Source organism: Moorena sp. SIO3I6 (assembly GCF_010672095.1).
In genome coordinates this window covers 1-25,134 of record NZ_JAAHHU010000001.1, presented here as the reverse complement: position 1 = coordinate 25,134, position 25,134 = coordinate 1, and the positions used below count along the sequence as shown (strand labels likewise).

23 protein-coding genes are annotated in these 25,134 nt (G+C 42.4%); 11 read left to right on the top strand and 12 right to left on the bottom strand.

Annotated elements, in window-relative coordinates; genetic code table 11:
• Positions 1-145 precede the first annotated feature (145 nt).
• The 4 genes from F6K49_RS00115 to F6K49_RS00100 all read right to left on the bottom strand — a co-directional run bounded on the left by F6K49_RS00115 (position 146) and on the right by F6K49_RS00100 (position 2,550).
• Positions 146-598, bottom strand: a complete 453-nt coding sequence (locus F6K49_RS00115; RefSeq protein WP_293020568.1) for a cupin domain-containing protein — start codon at positions 596-598, stop codon at positions 146-148.
• 683 nt (positions 599-1,281) lie between these two features.
• Positions 1,282-1,701, bottom strand: a complete 420-nt coding sequence (locus F6K49_RS00110; protein WP_293093071.1) for a S16 family serine protease — start codon at positions 1,699-1,701, stop codon at positions 1,282-1,284.
• Between the two features lie 70 nt (positions 1,702-1,771).
• Complete coding sequence (locus tag F6K49_RS00105; protein ID WP_075904737.1) at positions 1,772-2,248, bottom strand: nucleoside deaminase; 477 nt, start codon at positions 2,246-2,248, stop codon at positions 1,772-1,774.
• A 158-nt stretch (positions 2,249-2,406) separates the two neighbouring features.
• A complete protein-coding gene (locus F6K49_RS00100) occupies positions 2,407-2,550 on the bottom strand; it encodes a hypothetical protein (RefSeq protein WP_293027367.1) in 144 nt (47 codons plus the stop codon).
• 406 nt (positions 2,551-2,956) lie between these two features.
• Here F6K49_RS00100 and F6K49_RS00095 point away from each other — a divergent pair, with 406 nt between their 5' ends.
• The 3 genes from F6K49_RS00095 (at position 2,957) to F6K49_RS00085 (ending at position 8,688) form a co-directional block, all read left to right on the top strand.
• The gene (locus tag F6K49_RS00095; protein WP_293027370.1) at positions 2,957-3,583 is read left to right on the top strand and encodes a Uma2 family endonuclease; all 627 of its coding nucleotides are present in this window, start codon (positions 2,957-2,959) and stop codon (positions 3,581-3,583) included.
• 218 nt (positions 3,584-3,801) lie between these two features.
• Positions 3,802-5,259 (top strand): UDP-N-acetylmuramoyl-L-alanine--D-glutamate ligase, encoded by a 1,458-nt coding sequence (gene murD / locus F6K49_RS00090; protein WP_293068582.1) that lies wholly within the window; start codon positions 3,802-3,804, stop codon positions 5,257-5,259.
• A gap of 120 nt (positions 5,260-5,379) precedes the next feature.
• Entirely contained in the window at positions 5,380-8,688 is a 3,309-nt protein-coding gene (locus tag F6K49_RS00085) for a patatin-like protein (protein WP_293068585.1), read from the top strand.
• Between the two features lie 364 nt (positions 8,689-9,052).
• Here F6K49_RS00085 and F6K49_RS00080 read toward each other — a convergent pair whose 3' ends face one another.
• The 3 genes from F6K49_RS00080 to F6K49_RS00070 form a co-directional block, all read right to left on the bottom strand.
• Positions 9,053-9,460 (bottom strand): metalloregulator ArsR/SmtB family transcription factor, encoded by a 408-nt coding sequence (locus F6K49_RS00080; RefSeq protein WP_293093054.1) that lies wholly within the window; start codon positions 9,458-9,460, stop codon positions 9,053-9,055.
• Positions 9,461-10,377: 917 nt separating this feature from the next.
• Positions 10,378-10,683 (bottom strand): hypothetical protein, encoded by a 306-nt coding sequence (locus F6K49_RS00075; RefSeq protein WP_293027385.1) that lies wholly within the window; start codon positions 10,681-10,683, stop codon positions 10,378-10,380.
• 161 nt (positions 10,684-10,844) lie between these two features.
• On the bottom strand, positions 10,845-11,480 hold the full coding sequence (locus F6K49_RS00070; protein WP_293093047.1) for an RNase A-like domain-containing protein: 636 nt from the start codon (positions 11,478-11,480) through the stop codon (positions 10,845-10,847).
• Positions 11,481-11,538: 58 nt separating this feature from the next.
• Between F6K49_RS00070 and F6K49_RS00065 the strand changes: the two genes are divergently transcribed.
• Entirely contained in the window at positions 11,539-11,922 is a 384-nt protein-coding gene (locus F6K49_RS00065) for a pentapeptide repeat-containing protein (RefSeq protein WP_293027390.1), read from the top strand.
• Positions 11,923-11,931: 9 nt separating this feature from the next.
• Positions 11,932-13,113, top strand: a complete 1,182-nt coding sequence (locus F6K49_RS00060) for an endonuclease/exonuclease/phosphatase family protein (protein ID WP_293093041.1) — start codon at positions 11,932-11,934, stop codon at positions 13,111-13,113.
• On the opposite strand, the gene F6K49_RS00055 is transcribed toward F6K49_RS00060, so the two are convergent.
• Positions 13,046-13,312 carry a hypothetical protein gene (locus F6K49_RS00055; RefSeq protein ID WP_293068596.1) on the bottom strand — a complete coding sequence of 89 codons (267 nt, stop codon included), beginning with the start codon at positions 13,310-13,312 and terminating at the stop codon, positions 13,046-13,048. The genes F6K49_RS00060 and F6K49_RS00055 overlap by 68 nt on opposite strands.
• Before the next feature lie 110 nt (positions 13,313-13,422).
• On the opposite strand from F6K49_RS00055, the gene F6K49_RS00050 reads away from it, so the two are divergent.
• Entirely contained in the window at positions 13,423-13,566 is a 144-nt protein-coding gene (locus F6K49_RS00050; RefSeq protein WP_293041350.1) for a hypothetical protein, read from the top strand.
• Between the two features lie 141 nt (positions 13,567-13,707).
• Here F6K49_RS00050 and F6K49_RS00045 read toward each other — a convergent pair whose 3' ends face one another.
• Entirely contained in the window at positions 13,708-13,923 is a 216-nt protein-coding gene (locus F6K49_RS00045; protein WP_293093035.1) for a hypothetical protein, read from the bottom strand.
• 77 nt (positions 13,924-14,000) lie between these two features.
• A complete protein-coding gene (locus F6K49_RS00040; RefSeq protein ID WP_293093032.1) occupies positions 14,001-14,573 on the bottom strand; it encodes a PEP-CTERM sorting domain-containing protein in 573 nt (190 codons plus the stop codon).
• Positions 14,574-15,472: 899 nt separating this feature from the next.
• Here F6K49_RS00040 and F6K49_RS00035 point away from each other — a divergent pair.
• The 3 genes from F6K49_RS00035 to F6K49_RS00025 all read left to right on the top strand — a co-directional run bounded on the left by F6K49_RS00035 (position 15,473) and on the right by F6K49_RS00025 (position 18,909).
• Entirely contained in the window at positions 15,473-17,182 is a 1,710-nt protein-coding gene (locus F6K49_RS00035) for a GspE/PulE family protein (RefSeq protein WP_293093029.1), read from the top strand.
• Between the two features lie 425 nt (positions 17,183-17,607).
• Positions 17,608-17,826 (top strand): hypothetical protein, encoded by a 219-nt coding sequence (locus F6K49_RS00030; protein WP_293041359.1) that lies wholly within the window; start codon positions 17,608-17,610, stop codon positions 17,824-17,826.
• A 15-nt stretch (positions 17,827-17,841) separates the two neighbouring features.
• The gene (locus tag F6K49_RS00025; protein WP_293093026.1) at positions 17,842-18,909 is read left to right on the top strand and encodes an adenosylhomocysteinase; all 1,068 of its coding nucleotides are present in this window, start codon (positions 17,842-17,844) and stop codon (positions 18,907-18,909) included.
• A 206-nt stretch (positions 18,910-19,115) separates the two neighbouring features.
• On the opposite strand, the gene F6K49_RS00020 is transcribed toward F6K49_RS00025, so the two are convergent.
• Positions 19,116-19,265: a hypothetical protein gene (locus F6K49_RS00020; RefSeq protein WP_293029632.1), complete on the bottom strand. Its 150-nt coding sequence runs from the start codon at positions 19,263-19,265 to the stop codon at positions 19,116-19,118.
• A 975-nt stretch (positions 19,266-20,240) separates the two neighbouring features.
• On the opposite strand from F6K49_RS00020, the gene ltrA reads away from it, so the two are divergent.
• Complete coding sequence (ltrA, locus tag F6K49_RS00015; RefSeq protein WP_293093023.1) at positions 20,241-21,989, top strand: group II intron reverse transcriptase/maturase; 1,749 nt, start codon at positions 20,241-20,243, stop codon at positions 21,987-21,989.
• Positions 21,990-22,310: 321 nt separating this feature from the next.
• Here ltrA and F6K49_RS00010 read toward each other — a convergent pair whose 3' ends face one another.
• Positions 22,311-23,333 (bottom strand): glycosyltransferase, encoded by a 1,023-nt coding sequence (locus tag F6K49_RS00010; RefSeq protein WP_293093200.1) that lies wholly within the window; start codon positions 23,331-23,333, stop codon positions 22,311-22,313.
• Positions 23,334-23,993: 660 nt separating this feature from the next.
• Between F6K49_RS00010 and F6K49_RS00005 the strand changes: the two genes are divergently transcribed.
• A complete protein-coding gene (locus F6K49_RS00005; RefSeq protein WP_293093020.1) occupies positions 23,994-25,034 on the top strand; it encodes a transposase in 1,041 nt (346 codons plus the stop codon).
• Positions 25,035-25,134 lie beyond the last annotated feature (100 nt).

Sequence of the window (25,134 nt, the reverse complement as noted above, 5' to 3'; positions counted from 1 at the left end):
ATGATAATTGAAAGTCTGGGCAAAAGCCCATCTAAGCATATGCTGATAGCTGATTGCTGATTGCTGATTGCTGATTGCTGATTGCTGATTGCTGTCAAGTGATGAACAGTCCCAGATATCCAGCTATTTAGTTATTCAACATAAATCAACAAGCTACCAACACATCTTGACCCCCAAGCACTCTCATATCCTCTTGATCGAATTCAACCGGTGTACCACTGCGAACTAGTTCAGCAAAGTCGTCATTAGGCACCATCCAGCACAGGGTATACAAACGCTCAGTCCCAGTATTTCTAATTTCATGAATTCCTGTAGGCGGCACTAATAACGTATCTCCAGTCCGCAGCTGAACGATTTTGCCATCGCAGCTAGCTAAGCCTTGACCCTTGAGGATATAGAACATTTCTACTCCAATTTGATGATAATGGAGCGGAGTCTTTCCTCCTGGCTCAAAAATCTCTACACAAAATGTTATTGAAGCATTAGCACTGTCTGGATCGAAGACAATGGCTAAGCGATTTTTATCCTGGGGACTAATACGATAAGCTTGGTAGTCTTTGGGAGACCTAACTACGGGAATCATGCAACGATTATCCATGGTTGATTTATTACTGTTGAGGGTTGACTTTTGATAATTTAATTTATCACTTAATTAGTTAAGTGCTTTGAGAGTTGTCGGAGCATCTTTGACCAACTCAAAGCCAAGCATTGGTTAGAATTGTAAATGGTAACTTGTAGTGAGTAATGTTCGTCAATCATCTAGTAAGATAGTGGCACCATAGTCTTTGAATAGCTGTAGTTTACTTTATCTACCAATTCCTAGCTATTAAATTTAATATTATCTAAATTTTTTTGGGACGATTCACTTACATTCGGTAGAGTTTGTAAAGAAATATGAAATAGTCCTTGAATTCCCCTAAACCTCACAGCCTATACTCCACATTTTTTTGGGGGCGATTGACTTAATCCGTAACAGTTTGTAAAGAAATATGAAATCGCCCTTGAATTTCCCTAAACCCCATAGCCTAGACTCCACCTCAACCAGCAATCTCTATTTGTTTCTAGGTAGGTAATAAATAGGAGTAGATATCTAATTGCTAGGGGGTTGACAAAATTACCTTTTACCTGATCGCTTTTCTGGTTTTCCATGGCCTCGAATCAGATCATCCAAGATTCGGTCTAATCTTTCCACAGCAGCATTAGTCGAAACCTGTTGCGCGCGCTACTTGTTCTTGTAGAGCCGTGAATCGTTCGATACTTGGAGTAAGCGATCGCTTTAATTCAATTACTAAACATCTGAAACAGTTTAGTTATCCTGTGATGACCATCCTCTGAATCTTGCTGAGATTTGACTTCCTGTTGGTGGAGTAGGGCATTCTCCAACACTTGTTCAATGCGATCGCATAAAATAAATTCCATTTGGTTACGCACATCGTCCGGCACGTCAACTAGGTCTTTCTGATTCTGTTGCGGTAATAGCACTCGTGTGATACCAGACCGGTGCGCTGCTAACACCTTTTCTCGCACTCCACCAATGGGAAGTACTTCACCACTGAGGTTTATTTCTCCCGTCATGGCAGTATCCGTGCGTACCGATTGATTCATCAACAGGGATGCGATCGCTGTTACCATAGTTACCCCTGCAGAGGGTCCATCTTTGGGAATTGCACCGGCAAGTGTCGAAAGCTCGTAAGAGAACAACCAGGAAGCCGAAGAAGTGATTCATTGGAAGCGATCACCATAATCTTTGATTTGGTGTAGGAGGATGTCACTAATACTCTACCTTATCGGTTTTATCTTGCCATTCTTGGAAAGCTCTTAAGGCTTCATCCCGCATCAATTGAATTATTGGAAGTTTGCGATCGCTTATGGGCAAGTCCAATTCCTCGTAAATGAACTGGTCATCAAATCCAATTTGAGCCGCATCAGCTTTAGTATTGGCATAGTAAACCTTGTCCAGCCTAGCCCAGTAGATCGCCCCGAGGCACATCGGGCATGGCTCACAGCTAGTATAGAGTTCGCAACCGGTCAGTTGAAAATTCTGTAAGACCTTGCAGGCATCACGGATAGCTACAATTTCAGCATGTGCCGTAGGATCATTCGTGGAGGTGACTTGATTATGAGCTTTGGCAATAATCTCTCCATCCTTGACAACCACTGCTCCAAACGGACCTCCCTTTCCAGACCTAACGCTGATCACAGATAGAGCAATGGCCTCGTTCATAAACCGACTGTTGGGCTGTGTCATGAATTTCCATGGTTTAGAATTCTCGCTTCGCCATGATAGCTCAGTGGTCAGGTGCGCAATTTGAAGAAGGTGGGTTACGGCGCTTCCCAAGACTGATTGATAATCTCTCAAATCTTTCCCGCGCCTAACCCACCCTACGGAATATCTAGGGCTTTGCCTTAACCTAGGGTCATTTTGATGTGCTCCATAATTTTCTGCTTCCTAGCCTCTGAATATAAGGAAGGCTGCTGCTGAGGCAGTTGGGTAGTTTTCTCCAGGTGCTCCATGATTTTCTGTTTGCGTTGTTCTTCTGAAGTAGCCATAGTTAATATGTTGAGAAATATTGCATTACATTAACTTATGTTAAGATTCCTCGGCTCAGATGGCAAGGTCAAATCCCCATATTCCCCTCAGGCTTAAAGCTGCTGGAGTTTTTGGGGTGCTAAACCCAGCATCTGTTGATATTTGTTTATTTTTGATATAATTAAAGTCTTTAAATGCAATCCCAAAGTTCTTCTCAATCAGCTGGTGGTTGCGATTGCGTTCGCGAAGCGGTTCTTTTGGAACATTGAATTGTCCACAATCCCTGTCAAAAAATTTTTTTCTCAGCTTGATATAGAGGATGCTTAGCAGTTATCAGCACTTTGTAACTTACCCAATTGATAACTGCTATAGAGAGTAATTCTATACTAAAAAAATGACCTATTATTAGCTTCGGAGATAAAACTAATGGTAGTGACGAAACCGAGAGCAGATCGGGTGGTTTTACATAACATTTCCTGGAAACAGTTTGAAAATCTGCTGCTAGATTTAGGTGACCATCGATCTGCTCGTTTAGCCTATGATTATGGTACCCTTGAGATTATGACTCCTTTAGCTGAACATGAATATTATAAAGAGGTGATTGGTGACCTAGTTAAGGAGCTGGCAGATGAACTAGATTTCGACTACGAAAGTTTAGGGTCAACAACCTGGCGGCGAGAGAGTAGCTTAGCTGGGGTAGAAGCAGATAATTGTTTTTATATCCAAAATGAAGCCGCGATTCGAGGCAGGTTGGACTTAGATCTCAACCAAGATCCCCCCCCAGATCTCGCTCTAGAAATTGATGTAACTAGTAAATCACTGCCTCGTTTGCCAATCTATTCTCGCTTGGGAGTCCCAGAAATCTGGTGCTATGATGCTGGCAAACTAACAATTTACTTACTGCAAGAGGGTGAGTATGTAGAACAAGCCAAGAGTAGGGTTTTTCCTGAGTTACCGATTCAAGAGCTTCCTAGTTTAATTGAGCGCCATCGGGCTAATGGGAGGCGGGCAATTCGGCGAGCAGTGCGAGATTGGGCAAGGAACTATTTTTAAAATATTCGATATTTTTGGATAATATTTAAGTCCTATTAATGTCAAGTAATAAAGAATTATAGCGTTGATAATACTTATAAAGTAAAGTCAAATTTATTCCCCCTACTCCCTACTCCCTACTCCCTACTCCCAAAAAGTAAGTAACTTATCCAATTCAAAACCGCTATAACTGCTATAGTTATAAACGGCAAACCATCAGATGCACTACCAATCAAAGTATGCCTAAGGCTGATGTTATTGGATTAGGACGCTCAGGTCTTGCAGCCGCAAGACTTCTAAGAAAAGAAGGTTGGGATGTCACTCTCAGCGATGCTGCTAGCCCTGAACGCATCGCTGTACGTTATACCCCAGAAGACTGGCAACACCAACAACAACAGCTTGCCAGAGACGGAATTAATCTTAAACTGGGTTATTCCCTAACCCTAGACTCTTCAGACTTACCCCAGCTGATTGTAGTTAGTCCTGGTGTTCCCTGGGATATACCAGTGTTAGTTGCGGCCAGGACCCAAGGCATTGAAACCATAGGGGAAATTGAACTAGCTTGGCGTTATCTCCAATCCTGTCCATGGGTAGGTGTTACTGGTACTAACGGCAAAACTACTACCACCTCCCTGATTGCTGCTATTTTTCAAGAAGCTGGTTTCCATGCCCCCGCCTGCGGTAACATTGGTTATGCCGCTTGCGAACTCCTCCTAGCACCAGAAATCACGGGTAAACCCCAGGAAACATCCCCAATCGATTGGGTAATTGGGGAAATCAGCAGTTACCAAATCGAATCTTCCAAAGACCTTGCCCCTCGTATTGGTGTCTTGACAACCTTGACTCCTGACCACCTCAGCCGTCACAAAACCCTGGAAAACTATTATGACATCAAGGCATCTTTACTGCGTCGCTCCCAGTTACAAGTTATCAATGGGGATGACCCTTACCTGGGTAATTTGGGAGTAAACTATTGGCCCGATGCCTATTGGATTAGTATCACAGCTGGTCAGGGGGACAGGAATTTTAAACCTTGGGCCTACATCCAAGATGACTGGGTGATAGCAGACTCAGAACCGATCTTGCCAGTGAAATCCTTACAGATGGTTGGAGATCACAATCGACAAAATTTATTAATGGCAGTGGCAACAGCACGATTGGCAGGAATTGATAAAAATGCGATCGCATCCGCCATTGCCAAGTTTCCTGGTGTTCCCCATCGCCTAGAAAAGGTGATTACCTGGCAGGGGATAGACTTCATCAATGATAGTAAAGCCACCAACTATGATGCGGCTCAAGTCGGTTTAGCCTCAGTAGCTGCACCCACTATTCTAATTGCTGGTGGTGAAGCCAAAGCTGGTGATGATACCAGTTGGATTGAGACCATTAAACTCAAAGCAGCGGTTGTCTTACTCATTGGTGAAGCTGCACCTGCTTTTGCGGCACGCCTTAAGGAAGCTAGCTATTCCAGTTACGAAATTGTGGAAACTATGGCGAAAGCGGTACCAAGAGCAGCAGAACTAGCTCAACAGTATAATTCTAGTGTTGTCCTGCTTTCTCCTGCCTGTGCTAGCTTTGACCAATACCAAAGCTTTGAACATCGCGGGGATGATTTCCGCAGGTTGTGTCAGCAGCACCTTACTACTATAGCAAAGGGAACAGGGAACAGGGAGCAGGGAACAGGAACCCACCCCTAACCCCTCCCAGGAGGGGAACGGGAGTAGGGAATATGGCATCAAAAATTATCACAATTCCTACACGGATTGCTATATTTAGCCAGTAATTAACGGTAACGTCCATAATTGGAGAGCCATATTATGTCTAGCCAAAACTTTCGCAAGCCAGAATTTAGCAGAGAACTGCGCTTAGGACTAGTGGTTTATGGTGGAGTCTCTCTAGCCATTTATATGAACGGTGTTTGCCGCGAATTTTATAATGCAGTTCGCGGTAGAGGTATCTATAAACTAGTTAAAGCTCTTACTGATTCTGATATTATTGTTGATATTCTCTCAGGCACGTCAGCAGGAGGAATTAATGGGGTTCTGCTTAGCTACGCTTTGACCAATAGTAGTCAGGATGAAGTTATAGATTTTGAAAACTTTGCCCAAATTTGGCGGGAAAATGGCAACATCCGCAAGCTCATGCATAAACCTAGCATTAGTCAAGGTAAAAATGATGGGGAATCTATTTTAGATGGCAAGGGCTACTATCAAGATGCACTAGCTAAAGCCTTTGAGCAAGGGCAGAGTAATAAAAAGAAAGCACCCTCCGACGAGTGGGTATCTTCGTTTAATGAATTAGATTTATTTGTGACAGGAACTGATGTTGTAGGACGGGTTGATACCGTTTTTGATGATACCGGACGGGTGATTGATCTTAAAGACCACCGCACTATCTTTCATCTCAAGCACCGTCAAGGTCGCAAAGAGCCCTTTAATCCCAATTTTAACCCAAACAATTCAACGGTTCAAGATACCTATCAAGCTCTGGCAAAACTGTGTCGTATTACATCGTGTTTTCCAGTTGCTTTCCCTGTGGTTACCGTTGAGTTAGATAATCCTAGCAATCAGGTCGATGCCAAGTTAGTAGAATGGGGAATCCTGAAGAATCGCAAGTTACCGGAAACCCCTCCAACGGGTGGGTATCAATTGCACTTTGTGGATGGAGGGGTGCTAGATAATCGGCCTTTCAGTTACACCATCAAAGAAATGTATTATCGTGCCGACTATTATCCAGTTGAGCGCAAGTTATTTTATATCGATCCCAGTCCAGATAATTTTGCTGGCAGCCAAAAGTTTAATCAGATGGCAAAGCCTGATGTCTGGGAGGTAATCCAGGAGTCGTTGTTAGGAATGCCGACCTATGAAAGTATTAGTAATGATTTGGGGTTAATCAAAGACCGTAACCATAAAATCCAGCGCTACCAGTCTCTGCTAGAAGATGCGGAATCCCCCTTATTTGCCAAGGCTGACAACTCCCAACAGAAAACCCTCCCAGTGGAGACGGGAATTTATTGGCGTAGTCGTCTGATTAGCTTACGCGATCGCACATTACCTCTAGTCTTGAGAATGTCTCAAGTCAGTAGCACCAAATCTTACCAAGAAACCTTAAACAAGCAAGTCCTTTTGGAGAAAATAGCTAAGCTACTGACCCAAGACATTACTGAACCGGAAAAACTGGAAAATCACGACATTATTCTCCAAGACCCTAGTCAACAGATTAGCAATATCGATATCGAATATGCCTTAAGGAAGCACTTCTATATCGTTAAAAAAGTTTGTCAGTTGATGAATCAGGAGCAATCATTATCTGAGTATAAAACCCTCCAATACCTAGCTTTAAGGCTAGGTCGTCATATTAAACTCCTAGAAGTCATTAAAATAGCATTAACTAAGCTGTTAACTCATCCCCATATTAGTCAATACTTCTATGACCTGATATCATCCTTTCAAACTAATCAAAGTTCCGAGTCTAAAGATAATCAACTGCATCCTACTCAGATTTATAACCGTCTAATTCGGTTATACCGTTTCTTGCTCGATGCTGAGGGGCTAGCAGAATTTGTACCACAAAACCATCAGCAATCTTATTTAGAAAAAGTCCCAGCCTATTTCTTGCAAAAATTACCAGAAGAAGCAGCAGAACAATTAGCCGCTAACTCTGAAACCCAGACAGTTGGAAAAACCACCATTGACTGGTTGCCCCAGCGGCGAATTTCCAGCATTTTTGAACAATTTAAGCAAAAAGTTAATCAAGTAGAGCAAGAACCAAATCAACTTCAAAAAATCTGGCATGCTGAAAAATTAAAAAATAACGATACGGAAAATAATGGAGAACAATACTCCTCCGTTTTGTGTAAGATAGAGGAAGCATCAGAGAAATTCATTGAACTAAGTGGGGTAAATCAGTCTGAAGAACTCTTGACTCGTTTTAAACGATTTCGAGAACTCGATAAAGTTCTGTATCCCTTTGAGTATCTATCTGAAATTGAGGAAAAAAATCTGATCGAGACGATTCGGATTAGTCCAGATGATGCTCAGCTGGGTTTTGGTAAAGGGCAAAAGTTAGATAGTAAACTGGCGGGAAATACCTTAAATGCTTTTGGCGGTTTCTTTAAGAAGTCGTGGCGTTCTAATGATATTATGTGGGGGCGCTTAGACGGATTAAACCGGATAGTTGAAGCTTTACTTACTCCTGAGGGGATTGCTAAGTTTCCTAAGTTTTTGAAACGACAAGCTCAAGAATATAACATTCCTGAAGCGGGAGAAGAATTTGATCAGTTTAAAGAACAGTACTTAGATTTTTTAATTCAAGAGTCTTTCCCTAACGCTACCGCTGATCACCAGGATAAAATTAAAGGTCATCTACGTAAGCTGGCGACTCCTAATCCAGATCTTTCTGAGGCTGATATCAAAACAATACTGGATGATTTAGTGTTGGAAGGACATCGTGATATTCTCAGCACTGACCTACAGAATGTGATTGAAGATGAAATTTCTGAACAACTAGAGTGGAGTAACCAGCGAGTTCAACCTGCTGCTCCTAACGATAGTCAAACCACAAATCTAACCACAAGTCTAACCACCAAACCCCAGTATAGTCTAGTTGAGGGTAGTTTTAGTGAAACGATTAGTCTACTAGCAGCTCAGGAATTAGCTAGGAAAAGCATTGACTCCTTACCCCAGGGTAAAGAAACGTTCTTTCTCAACCATTACCAGGTGGGTTCAGAGACATTCTCAAATGATATTCCCACTACTATCCTAACAAATCTCGCTACCCGAGCTGCCCTGATTGTGCGAGATATGCTGATCACTGTATTAAGCGATCGCACTCCAGGCTTCGGTAGTAGTTTGATCTATCAAGTCTTGAATAAATCCTTACAACTATTTTATTGGTGGCAACAGATTACCCAATCATCAGGGATTAAAAAGGGTGATGGTAGTCGCCAGAAGTTGATTTCCCTGGTAGTGCAAGTAGCCTTGTTGCTGATTGCTGTCCTGTCTGTGGTTATTATCATATATCGGTCATGGATATGGTTTGCGATCGCATTTCTGACTGGCCTGTTGTCTTGGCTTTTAGGGAATCCTTGGAAAGCTATAAAAGAACGATTAATTATCAAGGATTAATTATCAAGTATGTGTGTGTTGACGTAGCGATTCTCCTTTGGAGACACTACGTCAACCCATAGCTGTTTTCCCCATCTCCCGCTAACCATTTCGGGCAAAGCCCGACGCTGCGCGAACGGGTATACAGCGGTTTGCAATTCAATTAGGTACAAAGTTCTGGGTTTTTAGGGAGCAGGGACTGAGGCCGTGGGCCACGCGGGGCGCGTTCGGAGCAGGGAGCAGGTAAGAGGGAATAGGGAATAGGGAAAAAATTCAGTGTACTTGATAGTTATGCAAAGCGCCGTAACGGGAGGGGAATTGGAGTTGAATGATGGGCAATAGTTCGGGACTAATCACAATTACCAATTACCAATTACCAAGATCACTAAAAAGATTGCTGCATCGCTTTGAGTTGCTCTAGCTGTTGATGTTGTTGCTTTATTTGCAGTGACAGGGAATCACACACTAGCTCACATAGCTCAAAGATAAAGGGATTAGCTATTTGGTAAAAGACATTGATTCCTTGTTGATTGCGAGTGACAATCCCTGCTTTAGCCAGGATTTTTAAATGCTTGGATACATTGGCTTGACCTAAGCCTGTTTCTTCGATAATTTGACTAACATTTTTGGAGCCTGACTTCAGACAACAGATAATCTGCAAGCGACTTACTTCAGATAAGACTTTAAAGAAATCAGCGATCAGAGTCAAGGAAGTAGGGGATAACTGGGATATCTCACAGTCTGGAGGTTGCTCACTCCTCAGAGATGATTTTGCCAAAGAACTTTTAAGCATAATAGATTGGCTGACAGTGGTAATCAGGGCTAGGCTTTATCTATTATATTATTATACGGTAGTTTTAGGGCTGATTGACTGACAAAACTCCTAAAACCCTTGATTTTATCTAAAACCATTACCAGGGTTGGGTTTCACTACTGATTTGCTCGCTTGTCTAACCACAAAACTTGGTCGAGCCAGCGAGCTTTGATAAACCGCTTCTGCAAATCCGATAGATCAATCGCATCAATCAACCCACCTATCTCTTCTTTAAATTTTTCCCGATAAGACCGTTTTTTTTACATGATTCACTCGTCCTGTTTACTTTAGAGGATGCCCCAGAACTATACCCCACTGTTATGGAAAAAAACACCTTGACAATGGCTAGATATAGCACTAGGCATTAAGGTGTTTGACATTGAGAAAAGCTGAAAAGCACTTTTAGTAAACTTTTAGGTGCGACCCGTGGCGAATTTAATTCGCCAAGGTCAAGCGCACCTTTGCCTTTTGCCTTTAGCATGCATGGCTTTTGCCTTGCGCGTAGCGCTATACATGTATGGATTGTGTTTGGGGATTCATCACCCCAGTTATAACCGGGAATTATTACAACGTGGGTAAGGAGAAATTCTCAAGTTTCGAGTATAGTTTAATCGGGGAAATAATACCCTTTTTTTCATAGTGGTCATGGGAATTTGGCGGAAGCGAGCCAAGCAGCGCACTACCTCACAGGCTAGAAGCCTGTGCCACGCTACTTGAGGTGCTACCAGCTTAAGCGCTACGCGCACGCTACGCGAACAGCTAAAGTCTAGCGGTTTTTATCCTAATGAGGTACACATAATTTTTGTCCTGTTCCCTCTTCTGATTTCCCTGTTCGCTGTTCCCTATTCCCTAAAACCAGAAACTCTGTACCTCACCACATTAAAAGCCGCTAGACTTTACTCTCCTCCGGATACTTTATCAAGGCAACTTTCCAACAGGTCGAGCATTTCTGTTAGCCATTTTCTAGCACTTTCTTCAGTTTCAAAATAGCGATTGGCATAGTCACCCACATCTTTCCAGGGAAAGGAGCGAGAAGCCAAAGCAACCCTTCCTTCGGTAATTATGGTACGATGCCACTTGGCAAGTTCTGGATTGTTGCAGCCAAGAACTACCTCTTCATCACTTTTACCTTCAAAATCAGCTTCAGCAAACTCCCCAGCAAGAAAACTGTAGAGATTTTCGTAGTTAGGTTTTTGGCTCATGGGTATATTTTTAGTGTATATTTAATTGCTAATGTTGAGTAATGACTAAATATTAGATAATTAGAGACTGAAGATTCAATAAATACAAGATATTATAGTTTAAGCAAGGGTCAGTCTAAACTATAATATCTACACTATAAAATCTACAATCCCCTGAGCAGTTATCTAGCGGGATATGACGTAAGAAGTAAGCAATCTCCCTTTGCTGTTTTTTCCATAACCACACGCAACTTCCTACTATTAGAAATATTGCTCAGAGAAGCAGGACGGCTAGCCACACGACCAACTACGTCCCTAGCCCTATAGTTAACAGCTCGCTTCTCACCTATACCAGCATCAAGAACCCAACTATTTAATCTATTCCGGTTGGCTCTCAAAGCAGCTTTAATATTAGTGGCAGCAGTTTCCAAATCGGGATAGGTGCTAGCTGCGCTGATTCTGGGAGCATTAATTAATCGGTCTACTAGTTGTTGATCACTTTTACCAACATGGCGATCAATGGTGTGACCACCAAGGTACTCCTGTCGTTGTAACCAGTCGGAGGTAAAATTACTCGGCACGCATTGCGCAGAAGCTGATTGACTCACGCAGAAACCCTGTACAACAGTCAAAACAGCCAAGAATCCAGCACTCTTGGCTAGGGATTTTTTCCAATGGGTAAGCATTTTATAATCTTTGTTTTTACCTACTATTCCCAGCAGCTTTTTAATTGTAACATCCTGAGCGACTGCATCAAGACAATGAAAGGAGGGTGAATTGGCGACTGACTGTATCAGGGATGAGCTGATTGCCCTCAAAGCTGTATAGAGTAAAATTTTGATAATTATTATATACTAATTTTGGTCAAGTCAACCGATGTCTGATCAAGAAATTCGGCCAGAAGCGCAACCGTTAATCGATCGCTGTATAGATGGGAAAACTAAGGACTTTTTGGAGATAGGGAGAATTGCTGGTCTTAATACAACATCCGATTGTGCAGGCGCTGATCTCAGCGGTGCTAATTTGAGTAATGTTAACCTCAGCAGTGTCAATTTGAGTGGTGCTAACCTTAGCCTTGCTAAACTCAACGGGGCTAATTTATATGGTGCTAATTTATTGGGAGCTAACTTGTTCCGTACTGACCTGAATGATGCTAATCTTAGTGATGCTAATCTTAGTGATGCTAATCTCAGCGAGGCTATCCTCAGTCGTGCTATTCTCAGCAGTACCAATCTCAGTTCAAATAAAAATACTATATAAGTTCTGATTATGTCTGAATTTACTCCAGAAGAATGGGGAAAAATCCGAGAAACTTTGGCTGACGATCCCACTAAGTATGGATTGCCTAAACGGGAATATGGCTCGGTGGTGTTGGGGTCATTTAATATCAGAAAACTGGGGAGGGTAACTAACCGCAGTCCTGAAACCTGGGATTTTTTGGCTCATGTGTGTAAGCACTTTGATTTGCTGGCTATCCAAGAAATTATGGATAACCTGAATGGTTTCCAGGAGTTGAAGGGGCGGATGGGGTCAGAGTTTGGTACGATTGTGTCTGATCGAACTGGGGTGTTTCCTAATGAACCAGGATTAGGGGAAAGACTGGGATTGATATATAATTGGTCGATGGTTCAGCGGGGTGAAGTGGTCTCAGATATTTCTTTTGACCGTACTAAGGTGTTAGAAACCTTGGCTCGTAACTATGATCAGATCAATCAGGCTATCTTACCCTATGTGGACTATCTAAAAGAACTGGATCAGTGGAACTCAAATCAGTTAGGAAAACGCCCTCAGAAGCCGAATGTTAAGATGCCAGTGTTTCTAACCTTTGCTCGCCAACCGTTCTGTGTCAGCTTTAGAATTGTTGGTCATCCTGGTACTAACCCCTATGAGTTTATGGCGGTTAATGCTCATCTGTATTTTGGTAACTATATCTCAGATCGCCGTCAGGAATTTGATGCACTGATGGCATGGATATTAGGACGGTTTATCGAACATGATCGAGCGTATTATCCCAATTTTATCTTATTAGGAGATCTGAATTTAGATTTTGATAATCCTACTACAGACCGTGACCGGATTGAAAAGCATATCAAGATGTTTAATGCTAAGGTAAAAGGGGAAGCAAATGTTAATTTTCCGTTCTTAGACCCCCATCCAAAGACAAAGCAATTCTTGCGCACCAATGCTAGATTTACGGAAACTTTTGACCAAATTGGTTTGTTTAATTGGGATCAGCGTCTTCCTAATTATAAGGAAAATTCCTCTATGGGGGAAAACCCACGAGGACCGGATTATGGTGTCTTTAATTTTGTTGAATTGTTTAGTGATGCGTTGTACAACCGAGGGGTTAGTGAGTTATCACTATCCGAGAAGAAGGCATTTTTTAGACGGTTTGAACATGAGGTAAGTGACCATTTACCGTTGTGGTTACGACTGCCTTTGCCGGATTGAGGTTGCTGATCATTTCGCTAGTTTGCTTAATCAATGCTTTTAAACAGCAGATTTTATCTTCGGCAAACTGCCCTTTGGTGAGTTCAGGAGTAATGTTAATGGCAAAATCAACAATATGACTAGGGATTTCTGGGGGTAAATTACCAACTAGGTCACGATTGTCTATCAGTGAATCCCGTCTGTTGTTATGGTAGGTCATGATTATTGATACGATTCTTAGTTTGTGTTACTAAGCTAATTAATAGTTAACTATAGTAAAACCGTATTTTTAACTAAGTTAGGGAACGGGGATTGGGGAAGTTTTAGGAAATGGGGAGATGGGGAGATAGGGAGATGGGGAGATGGGGAGATGGGGAGATAGGGAGATGGGGAGATGGGGAGATGGAGGAAATTTTGATGAGGAAGATGACTAGAAATTTGCCATTATTCTGGCGTTGCTTAGAGGATATCTGAAAAGTTTTTTGATACTGAATTTTGCCCCCCTAGCCCCCCAAATTTGGGGGGAACAAGAATCAATTTGATGGTAAAAGTCCCCCAAAATTGGGGGACCCACGGGGGCTTGGATGTAGTAAATGAGACTTCTCAGACAACCTCTTAATAATGGAATGATTTTAAGAGTAGGTGCGCTTTCCAATGGGTGAGTAAATCGCCCTTGGGTCGCACCTGTGGAATGGGCATCAGGCGTGGAACTGGCATCTTGCCAGTTTCAATATATTTTCGGGCAGGCAGGATGCCCACCCCACTCATATTCATTCTTTGATTCAGCAATGCCATTATTCTAGCTATTAAGGGTTGAGTATTAACGGTCAACTGTCAATACTCAACCTTTAACACTCAACCGTCAACGTTCAACACTCAACGTTCAACTTTCAACTCTCAAAACTCTTCTAAGCCTTTTGAGAGGATCCCTTCTTTTTCCCCAGCAGCAAGCTAGCACCGAGAACACTTAACCCTAAAATAGTAGCAGGCTCGGGAACTTTACCCACTTTAGCGTAAGTGACACTACCTTCTCCAGAACCGAGAAAGAAATCACCGTAGGTAAAGAAGTCGCCTCCTATGCGGTCATTGTCTTCGTCACGGATTTCAAAGGGAAAATCGAAAGTGAACAAACTGGGAACAAAATTCAATCCCAGAAGCTCTCCATCCTGAAAATCAACGTAGGGACCTACAGGAAACAAGAAATCATCTTCTTCAGTGTAGGTGACACCATTAAAGTCGAAGACTACCGATAGGTCATCGTTTCGAGAGTTGAATCTTTCAAATCCGCTGTCAAATTGGAAGGTGTCATCATAGGTAAAATACCCCTGATAAGAGTTGCCAGCTAAATTCCCTGTCTCTACATCTACGGTAAAATCATACTTGATAGTTGCAGCAGAGACGGGTTGGGTTGGCATTACAGCTAGACCCAAAGCCACACTAGCGGCTGCCAAAACCCCTGATTTATGGAAGATATCAGCCATTATAAAATTCTCCTTGTTTCAACCTGGTAGAGCGTCTTGAATCAAGCGCTAGTCTTTTAAAACTCGTAAGCATTCAGCCGTCAGCGGTCAGCCGTGAGCTTTTCGCTCACGCTGCGCGAACAGCTTATTTTATTCAAAAGCAACTCAAGTAGCGTGGCCACAAGCCTTTGGCTGATAGCTGATAGCTGATAGCTGATAGCTGATAGCTGATAGCTGATAGCTGACTAAAACTCTATTAGTCTATCTTTAAATAAAGAGGTTAATATTAGTTTAATTTTTCACAAATTCATGATTAGTTTAAGAGCTGACAGTATACTTTCACAAAAAATTGAGATTCTAGTAATTTATTAACCAATTCTTAACTTAAGATTAACTTTTTGTTGGACTTACTTTCATGATTTACTCCTAGACTATTTAGCGCGCTATCCAACAACCTTGGACAACACTGTGTGTTTACCGTCGCTGCCAATGGCGACCTATTCCTCTGTGAAGATGGTTCAGCAAACCCAATTCATCGTCATAGTTACTCAGGAAGGTCAGCTCTACAAGTTCGGTGCTAACGCCCTCAATAAGCATTAGTTTGGTGGAGCCTGGGTATCGCCAGACTGTTGTTACTTGTTTGTCAATGTTTAGAAAGGCTATATAATCATTGTAAAAAACTAGGTAAGTCTATTTAGCTAAGCCTAGGTTTTGTGAAAGGAAAAAGGTAACGTTATATATAAAGATTAGATAAAGATTTATAGTATTGCCTTTATATATTACTCCAATATCAACCAAGGGTAATACCAATTAATCAAAAACTGCTATAGTCAATAAGCACCCAGGTGTTTGGGAAAGTAAAACTGGAAATTAATCAACAAAAACTGTTTAATTGAGTTTAAAATATTGCGGGGTAAATCATGCAAACTGGCGTTAGAACTTTATCGGCTTGGAGGAAGTTGAGAAAGGGTGAAATTAACTGTGAAACAGCCCTTAAACTCTTGGTTAACCCACAAGGAGAACTAAACGTTAACCTGCTGGATCGGGAAGTCAGCTCCCGGTTCTTTAAGCCATTCCCCAATCGCCAAGATTTACCCCCGGTGATTCCGCTGCTACTGTGGCGCAACTGTTATTACCTGGGTACCCCAGTCCAGTTATCCCCAGAGCAGATCAAAACATTAAGCGATCGCACTTTCAGCCAAATCAAAATTATTCCCATTGCACCCAAAAGTTACAAGCGATGGTACCACAGGGAAAACAATAATGCCAAATCTATCAGTTCGGTCGCCTTTGTCAATCCCCTTACTGGTGAGGTGGAACAAGAAGACATTACCGAAACCACAGAATTGTATCTTTCCCAAGCGGCTGACCAGATTGAGCGGATTAAAACCATTATCTCTGGAGCTCTGCGTAACCGCGCCAGTGATATTCACCTGGAACCGATGACTGATGGCTTAAGAGTCCGCTATCGCATTGACGGGATTCTTAGGGATATAACTACCTTACCGTCAGACTTGGGACGAGCAGTGGTGGTTGCTCTCAAAGTCATGTCTGATATGGACATTGCTGAAAGCCGCCGTCCTCAAGATGGTCGGATTGGGGAAAACTATGCTACTGGGGAGGAGGCAGAACTTGGGTTAGATCTGCGGGTGAGTACCCTCCCTTGTGTGGGGGGAGAGAAAGCAGTGATTCGCTTATTACCAAGAGAAAACCCCTTTTCTGGCTTGGAAGAGTTAGGCTTTTCTGACGAAGAGCTTAAAATCTATAAAGGTTGGTTGCAGCAACCCCAAGGAATGGTTATTATCACCGGTCCGACTGGTTCTGGTAAAACTAGTACGCTATATAATTCCCTGCAAGGGTTAGCCACAGAACATGTGAATGTAGTAACGGTGGAAGACCCAGTGGAGTATGTCTTACCTCGGATTACCCAGACCCAAGTGAATGAGGCAGCGGGGATGACCTTTGCGGCAGGGATGAGGGCAATTTTACGCCAAGACCCGGACATCATTATGGTGGGGGAAATTCGGGATGCTGAAACCGCTGAAACAGGGATTCGAGCTGCTTTGACCGGTCACTTAGTATTGACCACTCTCCACACCAATGATGCAGTTAGTGCTATTCCTCGTATTAAAGATATTGGTCCGGAACCGGGTTTAATCAGTGATGCCCTATTGGGAATAGTGGCACAGCGTTTGGTGCGCAAAGTATGTCCCCACTGTCAAGAACCTTATACCCCGACTTCTGAGGATTTGCGGAAGCTGAGTTTGAGGCCAGAGGAAGCTAATCTCAAAGGTTGGCGCAAAGGAAAGGGTTGCGCCAAGTGCTACAATTCCGGCTATTTAGGACGGGAAGCTATTGTGGAGTTACTGGATGTAGATGATACCGTACGCCAGTTGATTTATGAGGGAACTATGACTCAGTTGCACCGTTACCTGGATAAAATCAGTTTTTATTCCTTCCGGAAGGCAGCGATTGAAAAGGTAACCAAAGGGGTAACCACCCTAACCGAAATCTTACGAGTTCTACCCCACAGTGCTTTGTCCTGTAAGTCTCACGGTCAATTGGACAAGCCAAGAGCTGCTAAAGTGAAATCCCTAGATAAGATGGCTCCAAATAGGAGATACGGTTGATTGGCAACATTGCTGGGTAGGGAGTAGGGAGTAGGGAAAGAGAGGGAAGTGTGGGAGGTGTGGGAGGTGTGGGAGGTGTGGGGAGATGGGGAGATGGGGAGATGGGGAGATGGGGAGTCAGAACCCAAACCACTCGGGCTTTGTATCAAGACAGGGGTTGTGAAAATTGAATGTACTTCATTAATATGAGCACCGCCATACCAATAGCAAAAGATCTGCTGTAGGACTTACGCAAAAGTGCAAAAGTCCTGAATGTGCGAATATAAACAAGGATATTGAATTTTTCTGCCATGGTGCCAGTGGGCAGATTGTCTAGCTAAACCACACTGCTCAACCCATTGAATTGGTGGGATTCACCATTATCGAGAGAGTCAATTAAGGTAGTTGCATATTACTGGGGGAACTAATCATAAGAGATTTCTACTGTGAAAGTAGAGACCGTTGGAAATCCGCAGATAATGTTTGACTTAACCTTTACTCGTAATTTAAGCGCTACACTAATTGTTGTGACTCTGCTTAGCGTGAGTTTATCTACCGTGCGTCATCATCCCCAAACCATGACGAAACAAAAACGATTCACTCCAATTGGAAACGCGATGAGAATGGGTTTAGTCATCAAGGGTCAACAACTTCGCTACCGTTAATTGGGTGTATCATAAATGATTAATTTTAAGGTCTTTGAACAAGCACGGCAAAAACATCCCCGCTCTGAAGCTATGCCATTTATGGCTGAGCTGAGACAACAGATGCGATCGCATCAGCCTTATCAAGGATTAAGACTATTACATCATATCCACTTGACCATAGAAACTGTCTTTAAAGTTGAACCTTTGCTGTTGGCTGGTGCTGAGCTTACCGTGTCTTGCCCTAATTTTATCAAGCCTAACCCAGAAGCGGTGGAAATTTTACTCAGTGCTAATGTTGAGGTTAATCTTGAAGGTAATTTTGAGGATAACTATGATATTTGTTTAGATCTTTATGGAGAGTTACCCACACTAATCACCCCTAGCCAGGGAGTGGTAGAGCTAACTAAACTCGATAACGATATCTATCAATCCTTAGATATTCCCTATCCCTTAATTTCTGTGGATGACAGTTCCTTAAAAAATATCGAAACGTTCTATGGCACTAGTAAGGCATTTGTCAAAGCCTTCCACCAGTTAACCAACGAGTCATTAGTGGATAAAAAATTAATAATTTTTGGTTGTGGAAAAGTTGGAAAAGGACTCGTTAATGAATTATTAGGCTTAACCAAGGAGCTGGTGGTTGTCGAGAAAAATCCTAAGATTTTGGAACAGCTGAAAGCTAGAGGAATCAAAGGGTTACAAGCTGACGACCTGGATGGCATTAGGGCAGCACTCAAGGAGGCTTTTTGTGTTGTGACCTGTACGGGAGTTAATGGAGTACTCTCTAAGGAATATGACTTAGAAAAGGAAGATTTTAGTGGTAAGTATCTTGCCAACATTGGCGCAGAAGATGAATTTGGTGATAACTTCTCAGAGGCAGAAGTGCTTTTCAAAAAAGCTCCGATCAATTTTTCCTTAGCAGAACCTACTCCAGTTCAGACTCTCGATCCAGTGTTCTATGCCCATAACATAGCGATTGACTTAATTTTATCGAATAAATTGGAACCCGGTTACCATTCATTCCCTAGTCATCTTGCCCAGGAAATAATAGAGAAATGGGGAAACTATCATGATCAAGATATAGCCTTTTTAAGGGAGTAGGGAGTAGGGAGTAGGGAGTAGGGAGTAGGGAGTAGGGAGTAGGGAGTAGGGAGTAGGGAGTAGGGAACAGCGGATCTGGGAACGTAAGCATTCAGCTGACGGCACCTCAAGTAGCGTGAGCTTTTAGCTCACGGCTGACGGCACCTCAAGCAGCGTGCGCGTAGCGCATATGCTTACCTATAGTCTTTTAAAAATTAATCCCGCCATCACCAGTTGCGATAATGTTCATAGTCCCAACAGTCTCCCTGTTCCCAAGCTCTTCCCGTTGCTTGACAGTTGTAGGAGTCATTAATCCAAGGAATACTGGTTGGGTGGGCGGCCAAAAATTTATTTTTAACAATAAATAAAGTTATCATTTTTATTAGGTGTTGTTGTATGACTTATATCTTTGATAAATCAAGCTGATGGTAATAATCCAAATAGGTAAAGTTTAATACTTAAAAATTAAAGATTCAAGACTAAGCTTGAAGTCATGTTAATCACTAATATTTTTTTGGGGTTAATTTTATTTTTCAAAATCCGCTCACCGTGAAGCTGATAAATATATTTATAAACCATAAATAATAGTTTAGGTTTTTTTCTTGGAAATCAGCGTAGCAATTATCGGTTTGCCAACAGGTTTGCGTTAATGTTTAAGTTCTGTATGTTATGTATAACTTTTGTTGACGTTTGACCCTTGAAAGTAATCACCATAAGCATTTCAGTGATTCCACCTACAGATGATGGCAAGATGGCAAAATTGTGAAATGGAGAGATGGGAGTGCGATTCGTTGGGCATAAACCGGATAAAACCGGGGGACTGCCCGAAGGGGTAAAACCCTTTAACTGTATGATTCATGTAGGTTAAACTCCTACAACCTTGATGTCAGGTTACTCCATATTCCTAGGCTCCGAGAATGAACATCAAAGAGTCGAGTGCAAGGAATAAACGCGGAGGCAAGTCGAAGTCATTTAAGACCCATGCCGCTAGGGAGACCGAAAGGGTAAGACAACGAACTGGTGATTGACGCATCGTCAATCCAAGATAAAGGACACAATGACTTAAGTCCTTTATCGACTCGAAGATGATAAGGAAATGGATTTTTCCTCGTTCATTTCGACATCCTTCCCCAGAAATGGGCATCTTCCGGTGTATAGCCAGTACCCAACCCGGTCAGTCAATGGTCATACGGAACGAAGTAACCAGGATAGTTGCTCCCTAAAAGGGTAGGTATTCAGCCCCATGGGCTATCTTGGCGAGACGGTGTCAGAAGCCAAAGCCTTGGGGAAAGCCCAAGGATATGCAGACGGACACCCCTGAGTTTGGCAAGAGTAGAACACGAGTAGCAGTTATGTCCAATACACACAATCCTGTGATGGTGGAACTGAATAACTGGAACTCCCTCAAATGGAAATCCATTGAGAGGGCAGTGTTCAAGCTGCAAAAGCGTATCTATAAAGCCTCACAGAATGGGGAGCGAGCTAAAGCTAGAAAGCTCCAAAAACTACTAACCAAATCCAAATCTGCCCGGTTATTAGCCGTAAGGAAAGTAACCCAGGATAACAGAGGTAAAAAAACTGCCGGAATAGATGGTAAGAAATCCCTCTCACCAAATGAACGGTTAGCCTTAGCCCAGTCCCTAGAGCTGGATGGAAAGGCAAGGCCGGTTAGAAGGATTATGATACCGAAACCCGGAAGGAAAGAAAAAAGACCTCTGGGAATCCCTACTATGGAAGACAGAGCAAAACAGGCACTAGCCAAATTAGCTCTAGAACCAGAGTGGGAAGCACAGTTTGAACCTAATTCCTACGGTTTTAGACCCGGAAGAAGCACAAAAGACGCTATAGCAGCAATATACTCTGACATAAATCAGAACAGTTACTACGTGCTGGATGCGGACATAGAGAAGTGCTTTGACCGAATCGACCATGAAAAACTGTTAAATAAGGTAAACACTTATCCTCAAATGAGGAGACAGTTAAAAGCTTGGTTAAAAGCTGGAGCCTTAGGAAAAGAAGGATTCATAGAAACTCCCGCTGGCACACCCCAAGGGGGGGTAATCTCACCATTATTAGCTAACATAGCCCTCCATGGGTTAACTCAGCTAATGAACAAGACTTACCCGGTAAGGTACCTAAACCAGCATCTAGCTGAAAAGTATAATCTCCCTCCAAAAAGAAATCTCAGACCACCTTTGGTTCATAGATATGCGGATGACTTTGTAGTTCTCCATAAGAGTAAAGAGATGATACTAGAAGCAAAGGGAGTCATCCAGGATTGGCTAAAAGAAATCGGACTAAACCTAAAAGAGGCAAAAACTTCTATAGCGCATACCTTAGGGAGGAAGGGAGTAAAAGCAGGATTCGATTACCTCGGTTTCAATGTCCGACAATATGAGGTCAATGAGATAAATAGCGGAAAGGACACTAAGGGAAATCCACTAGGATTTAAAACCCTAATAAAACCAAGCTTTGATGCCATAGATAAGCATCTTAGAAACCTAAAGGACACTGTCCGCCGCCATAGAAATTCAGACCAAGCTAATCTAATCGGAGATTTAAACTCAAAGATTACTGGATGGACTAACCAATATAATTCGGTGGTAAGTTCCAGAATATTTGGCCAACTAGATAATAAACTATTCCTAAAGTTAGAGCGATGGGCTAAATATCGGTCTCCAAATATTGGAGCAAAAGAAGCCATAGCTAATTACTGGTGGATAGATAAAGGTGAAGGCTGGGTATTCAGGACACCTGATGGTCAAAACACCCTACAAAATCATAAAGACACGCACATAAAAAGGGTGATAAGGCTGAAAGAAGGGAAATCCCCGTATGATGGAGATTGGCTCTATTGGGCTGAAAGGTTAGCCAAATATCATGGGATTAAACCCACTGTGAATAAACTCCTGAAAAGGCAGAAAGGGAGATGTGCCCTGTGTAATCACAGATTTATGTCTGATGATTTATTTGAAATAGACCACATCATCCCTAAGAGAGCTGGAGGTAGTGATAAGCTAACTAATAAACAGCTCATCCACTCTCATTGCCATCATAATAAAACTTGGCAACAAAGAGAGGAATATCCCCATAAAGTGTAGGCAATCCCAATGCCACCAGGAGGAGCCGGATGATTGGGAACAGTCATGTCCGGTTCTGGAGGAGAGTTCGAGGGAGGAATCCCTCGTTCGACTCTAATAGATGAGATTTAGTGGGTCATTACTATGTAGCAAGATTTTTCGCAATTGCTACAAAGCTGATACACATTTAACTAGCACAATATAAGCAATTGATATAATGTCCAGGAGCATCAGTTGCTCATGGGTAATAGTTAAGTAGTAATAGTTAAGTAGTAATAGTTAAGTAGAATTACTCCCGAGCCATGACCCATGACCCATTACCAACTGATGCAGTAGTTTCAGTTAGTACAAGCTAGACCCACCTACCAACATCGTCTCTCTAGCCTGAGCCATCACCCATTGCATCAACTCCTGCCACTCCGGTGACTTCCCCAACCCATCAGCATCAAACTCCCCGCCCCAATTCCTGGAAAACTCGGCAAAATTCTCTGCCCAATGTACTACTGTCTCCATCGGTAAATAAGGACTATAGCCCCAAGCCTGTTGTAAATACTTGATCATTTCCCTGGGATGTCCTGTATTATATAAATACCAAGCAATCCATACTAGGGTTCCATAGCGCACCTGATTTTCTAATAGACGGACTGCTTGTGGTAAATCAGCCTGTTGGAAGAAGTTGTCAATGGCTGCCGACAGGGAGCGAGCTTGAGGCAATCCTTTGTGCATAGCACTTTGGTGATGCTGCCGATAGCCTACGGTTACCTGACGCAACCAAGCGGCAGGACAACCCTTGAGGGCTAACCGTAACACTATTTCTGTATCTTCAGCGGGTGGAAACCTGGGGTCAAACCCGCCAACGGACTCTAGCCAATGGCGACTGAACATCATCGCACTAGGCAGAACTGGCTTCCACAGTAGCCAACTTTCTAAGTTTAATTCTGGTACTTTCTCCCATGGACGCACTGTCATCAGTAGCTTACCCTGGGAATCGACACGATACCAACCACTATGGACAATTCCCAGATGGGGTTGTGCTTCAAAAACTGCTAACTGGGCAGCTAACTTACCTGGCAGGAAAAAGTCATCGGCATCGAGGAATGCGACAAATTCACCCAAGGCTAATTTAATGCCATGGTTGCGGGCAAGGGAGACTCCTTGGTTTTCTTGATAAATGTAACGAATGCGTCCGCTATAGGGTTGCAACACTGATCGAGTCTGGTCTGTTGAACCATCATCAATTACCACTACCTCATAGGAACAGGCTTCTTGATTCAGCACACTTTCCACTGCTTCAGTAATATAGCGATCGCAATTATAGGCGGGAATAATTACACTGACTTGTGGTATCATTTCATACCCTCCCATCACCCCATTGAGCACTGCTATAGCTTTATATAGCAAAGGGAACAGGGAACAGGGAACAGGGAACAGGGAACAGGGAACAGGGAACTTCGGGACAAAAATTCTCAGAATTCCTACACTGATCCCTATAGTTATTAGCCATTTTTATGAAACAGATATGAAGATTTAATGATCACAATGTAAAAAGTTTGCAAAAGAAGTTTGTTTATAAAAAAAATATAGCGAAATAGTATTATGTAAAATAACAACAAAAAATTCTAAAACTGTGAAAATTAACTTTTTTTTGTTTCCTGCTATATACTGGTCTAGGTAATCTCGTAGTGTAGGTAATGAGTAATAGGGAATGACAACTAAAAAATTCCTAATAACCAGTTAGCAATTTAGTGTTATTTGTTACGGTTATCTGAACTCGTTTTAACTAGACGTTAATAATCACAACTCTAACGGCTGAAAACCGCGATGCTGGCTGAACGCGGGGGACAGTTCAACTATCCATCAAAAACTCCAAGGGGACTCCCGTTATACCAGTAGGGTTAGCGGGAGACGGGGCGTATAAAGTGCGGACGCAGGTGACCCACACAGCCCCTTGGAAATTGGAGACTAGATTACTTGCACTTTTTAAATATTTCCTCTAGAATAACTATGTTGTTAGCGGAGGACTGGATGCTAACTCAAGTTAATAACCTGCGTTTAGACGAACAGCAGATATTAGCTCTCAAGCAGATGTGTCACTTGAGCAAGAACATGTTCAACGTGGGACTCTACAATGTCCGTCAGTATTTCTTTCAAGAACGTAAACATTTGCGATACGAAAGGAATTATTATCATTCCAAAGAAAATGATAATTATAAACTGTTGCCGACGGATATTGCGCAACAAACATTGAAGATTGTTGATAGGTCTTTCAAGTCTTTCTTCGGGTTGTTAAAGCTTAAGTCTAGTGGAGGGTATCAGGAAAAGATTAGACTTCCACAGTACCTCCCAAAAGATGGACATTTTCTCTTAGTTATCCCGATCAGGAAGCGTGACTGGGAAAAATTACCAGGAAAAGACTGGCTGTTCACTGTTCCAATGTCTTGTAAATTCAAACGAGAGCATGGGGCAGTTCAGTTTGCTGTTCCTGAAAGACTTAGAACTAAAACAGTCAAAGAAATCCGTATTATCCCTAAGTATGGGGCAAGATACTTTGATGTTTGTTATTGTTACGAGGATGAATCTGAAGAACAGGTCGAACAGACTGGCGAAATCTTAGGTATCGACTTAGGACTTGATAATTTTGCCACATGTGTCAGTACTACTCAAAAGTCGTTCATTATTGATGGTAAGCGAATAAAGTCTGACAATCAGTACAATAAACGCAACTCCAAACTTCAGTCTATCAAAGACTTACAAGGCATTAAACCCTTGACGAATCGACAGGCTAAGTTACTAAGAAAGCGGAATCACAAAGTCAGAGATTTCACTAACAAAGCAGCTCGGTATGTTGTAGATTGGTGCATAAATAATAAGATCAGCAAGATTGTTATTGGTTACAACCCCGACCTAAAACAAAAGGTCAATCTAGGGAAACGAAACAATCAAAAGTTCACCCAGATTCCGATATATACATTCAAGGACAAGCTGGAAAGCCTCTGTCAACGATATGGCATCGAAATGATCGAACAGGAAGAATCTTACACCAGTAAAGCATGTGCGATTCGTTGACTAGAAACCTAACCCAATAAGGGTAAAAGGGGGATTAGTCACAAGGTATTAAACCTTGATAACTTGGTAACCATGTTGGTGAAAGACCAACCCTCGCAAA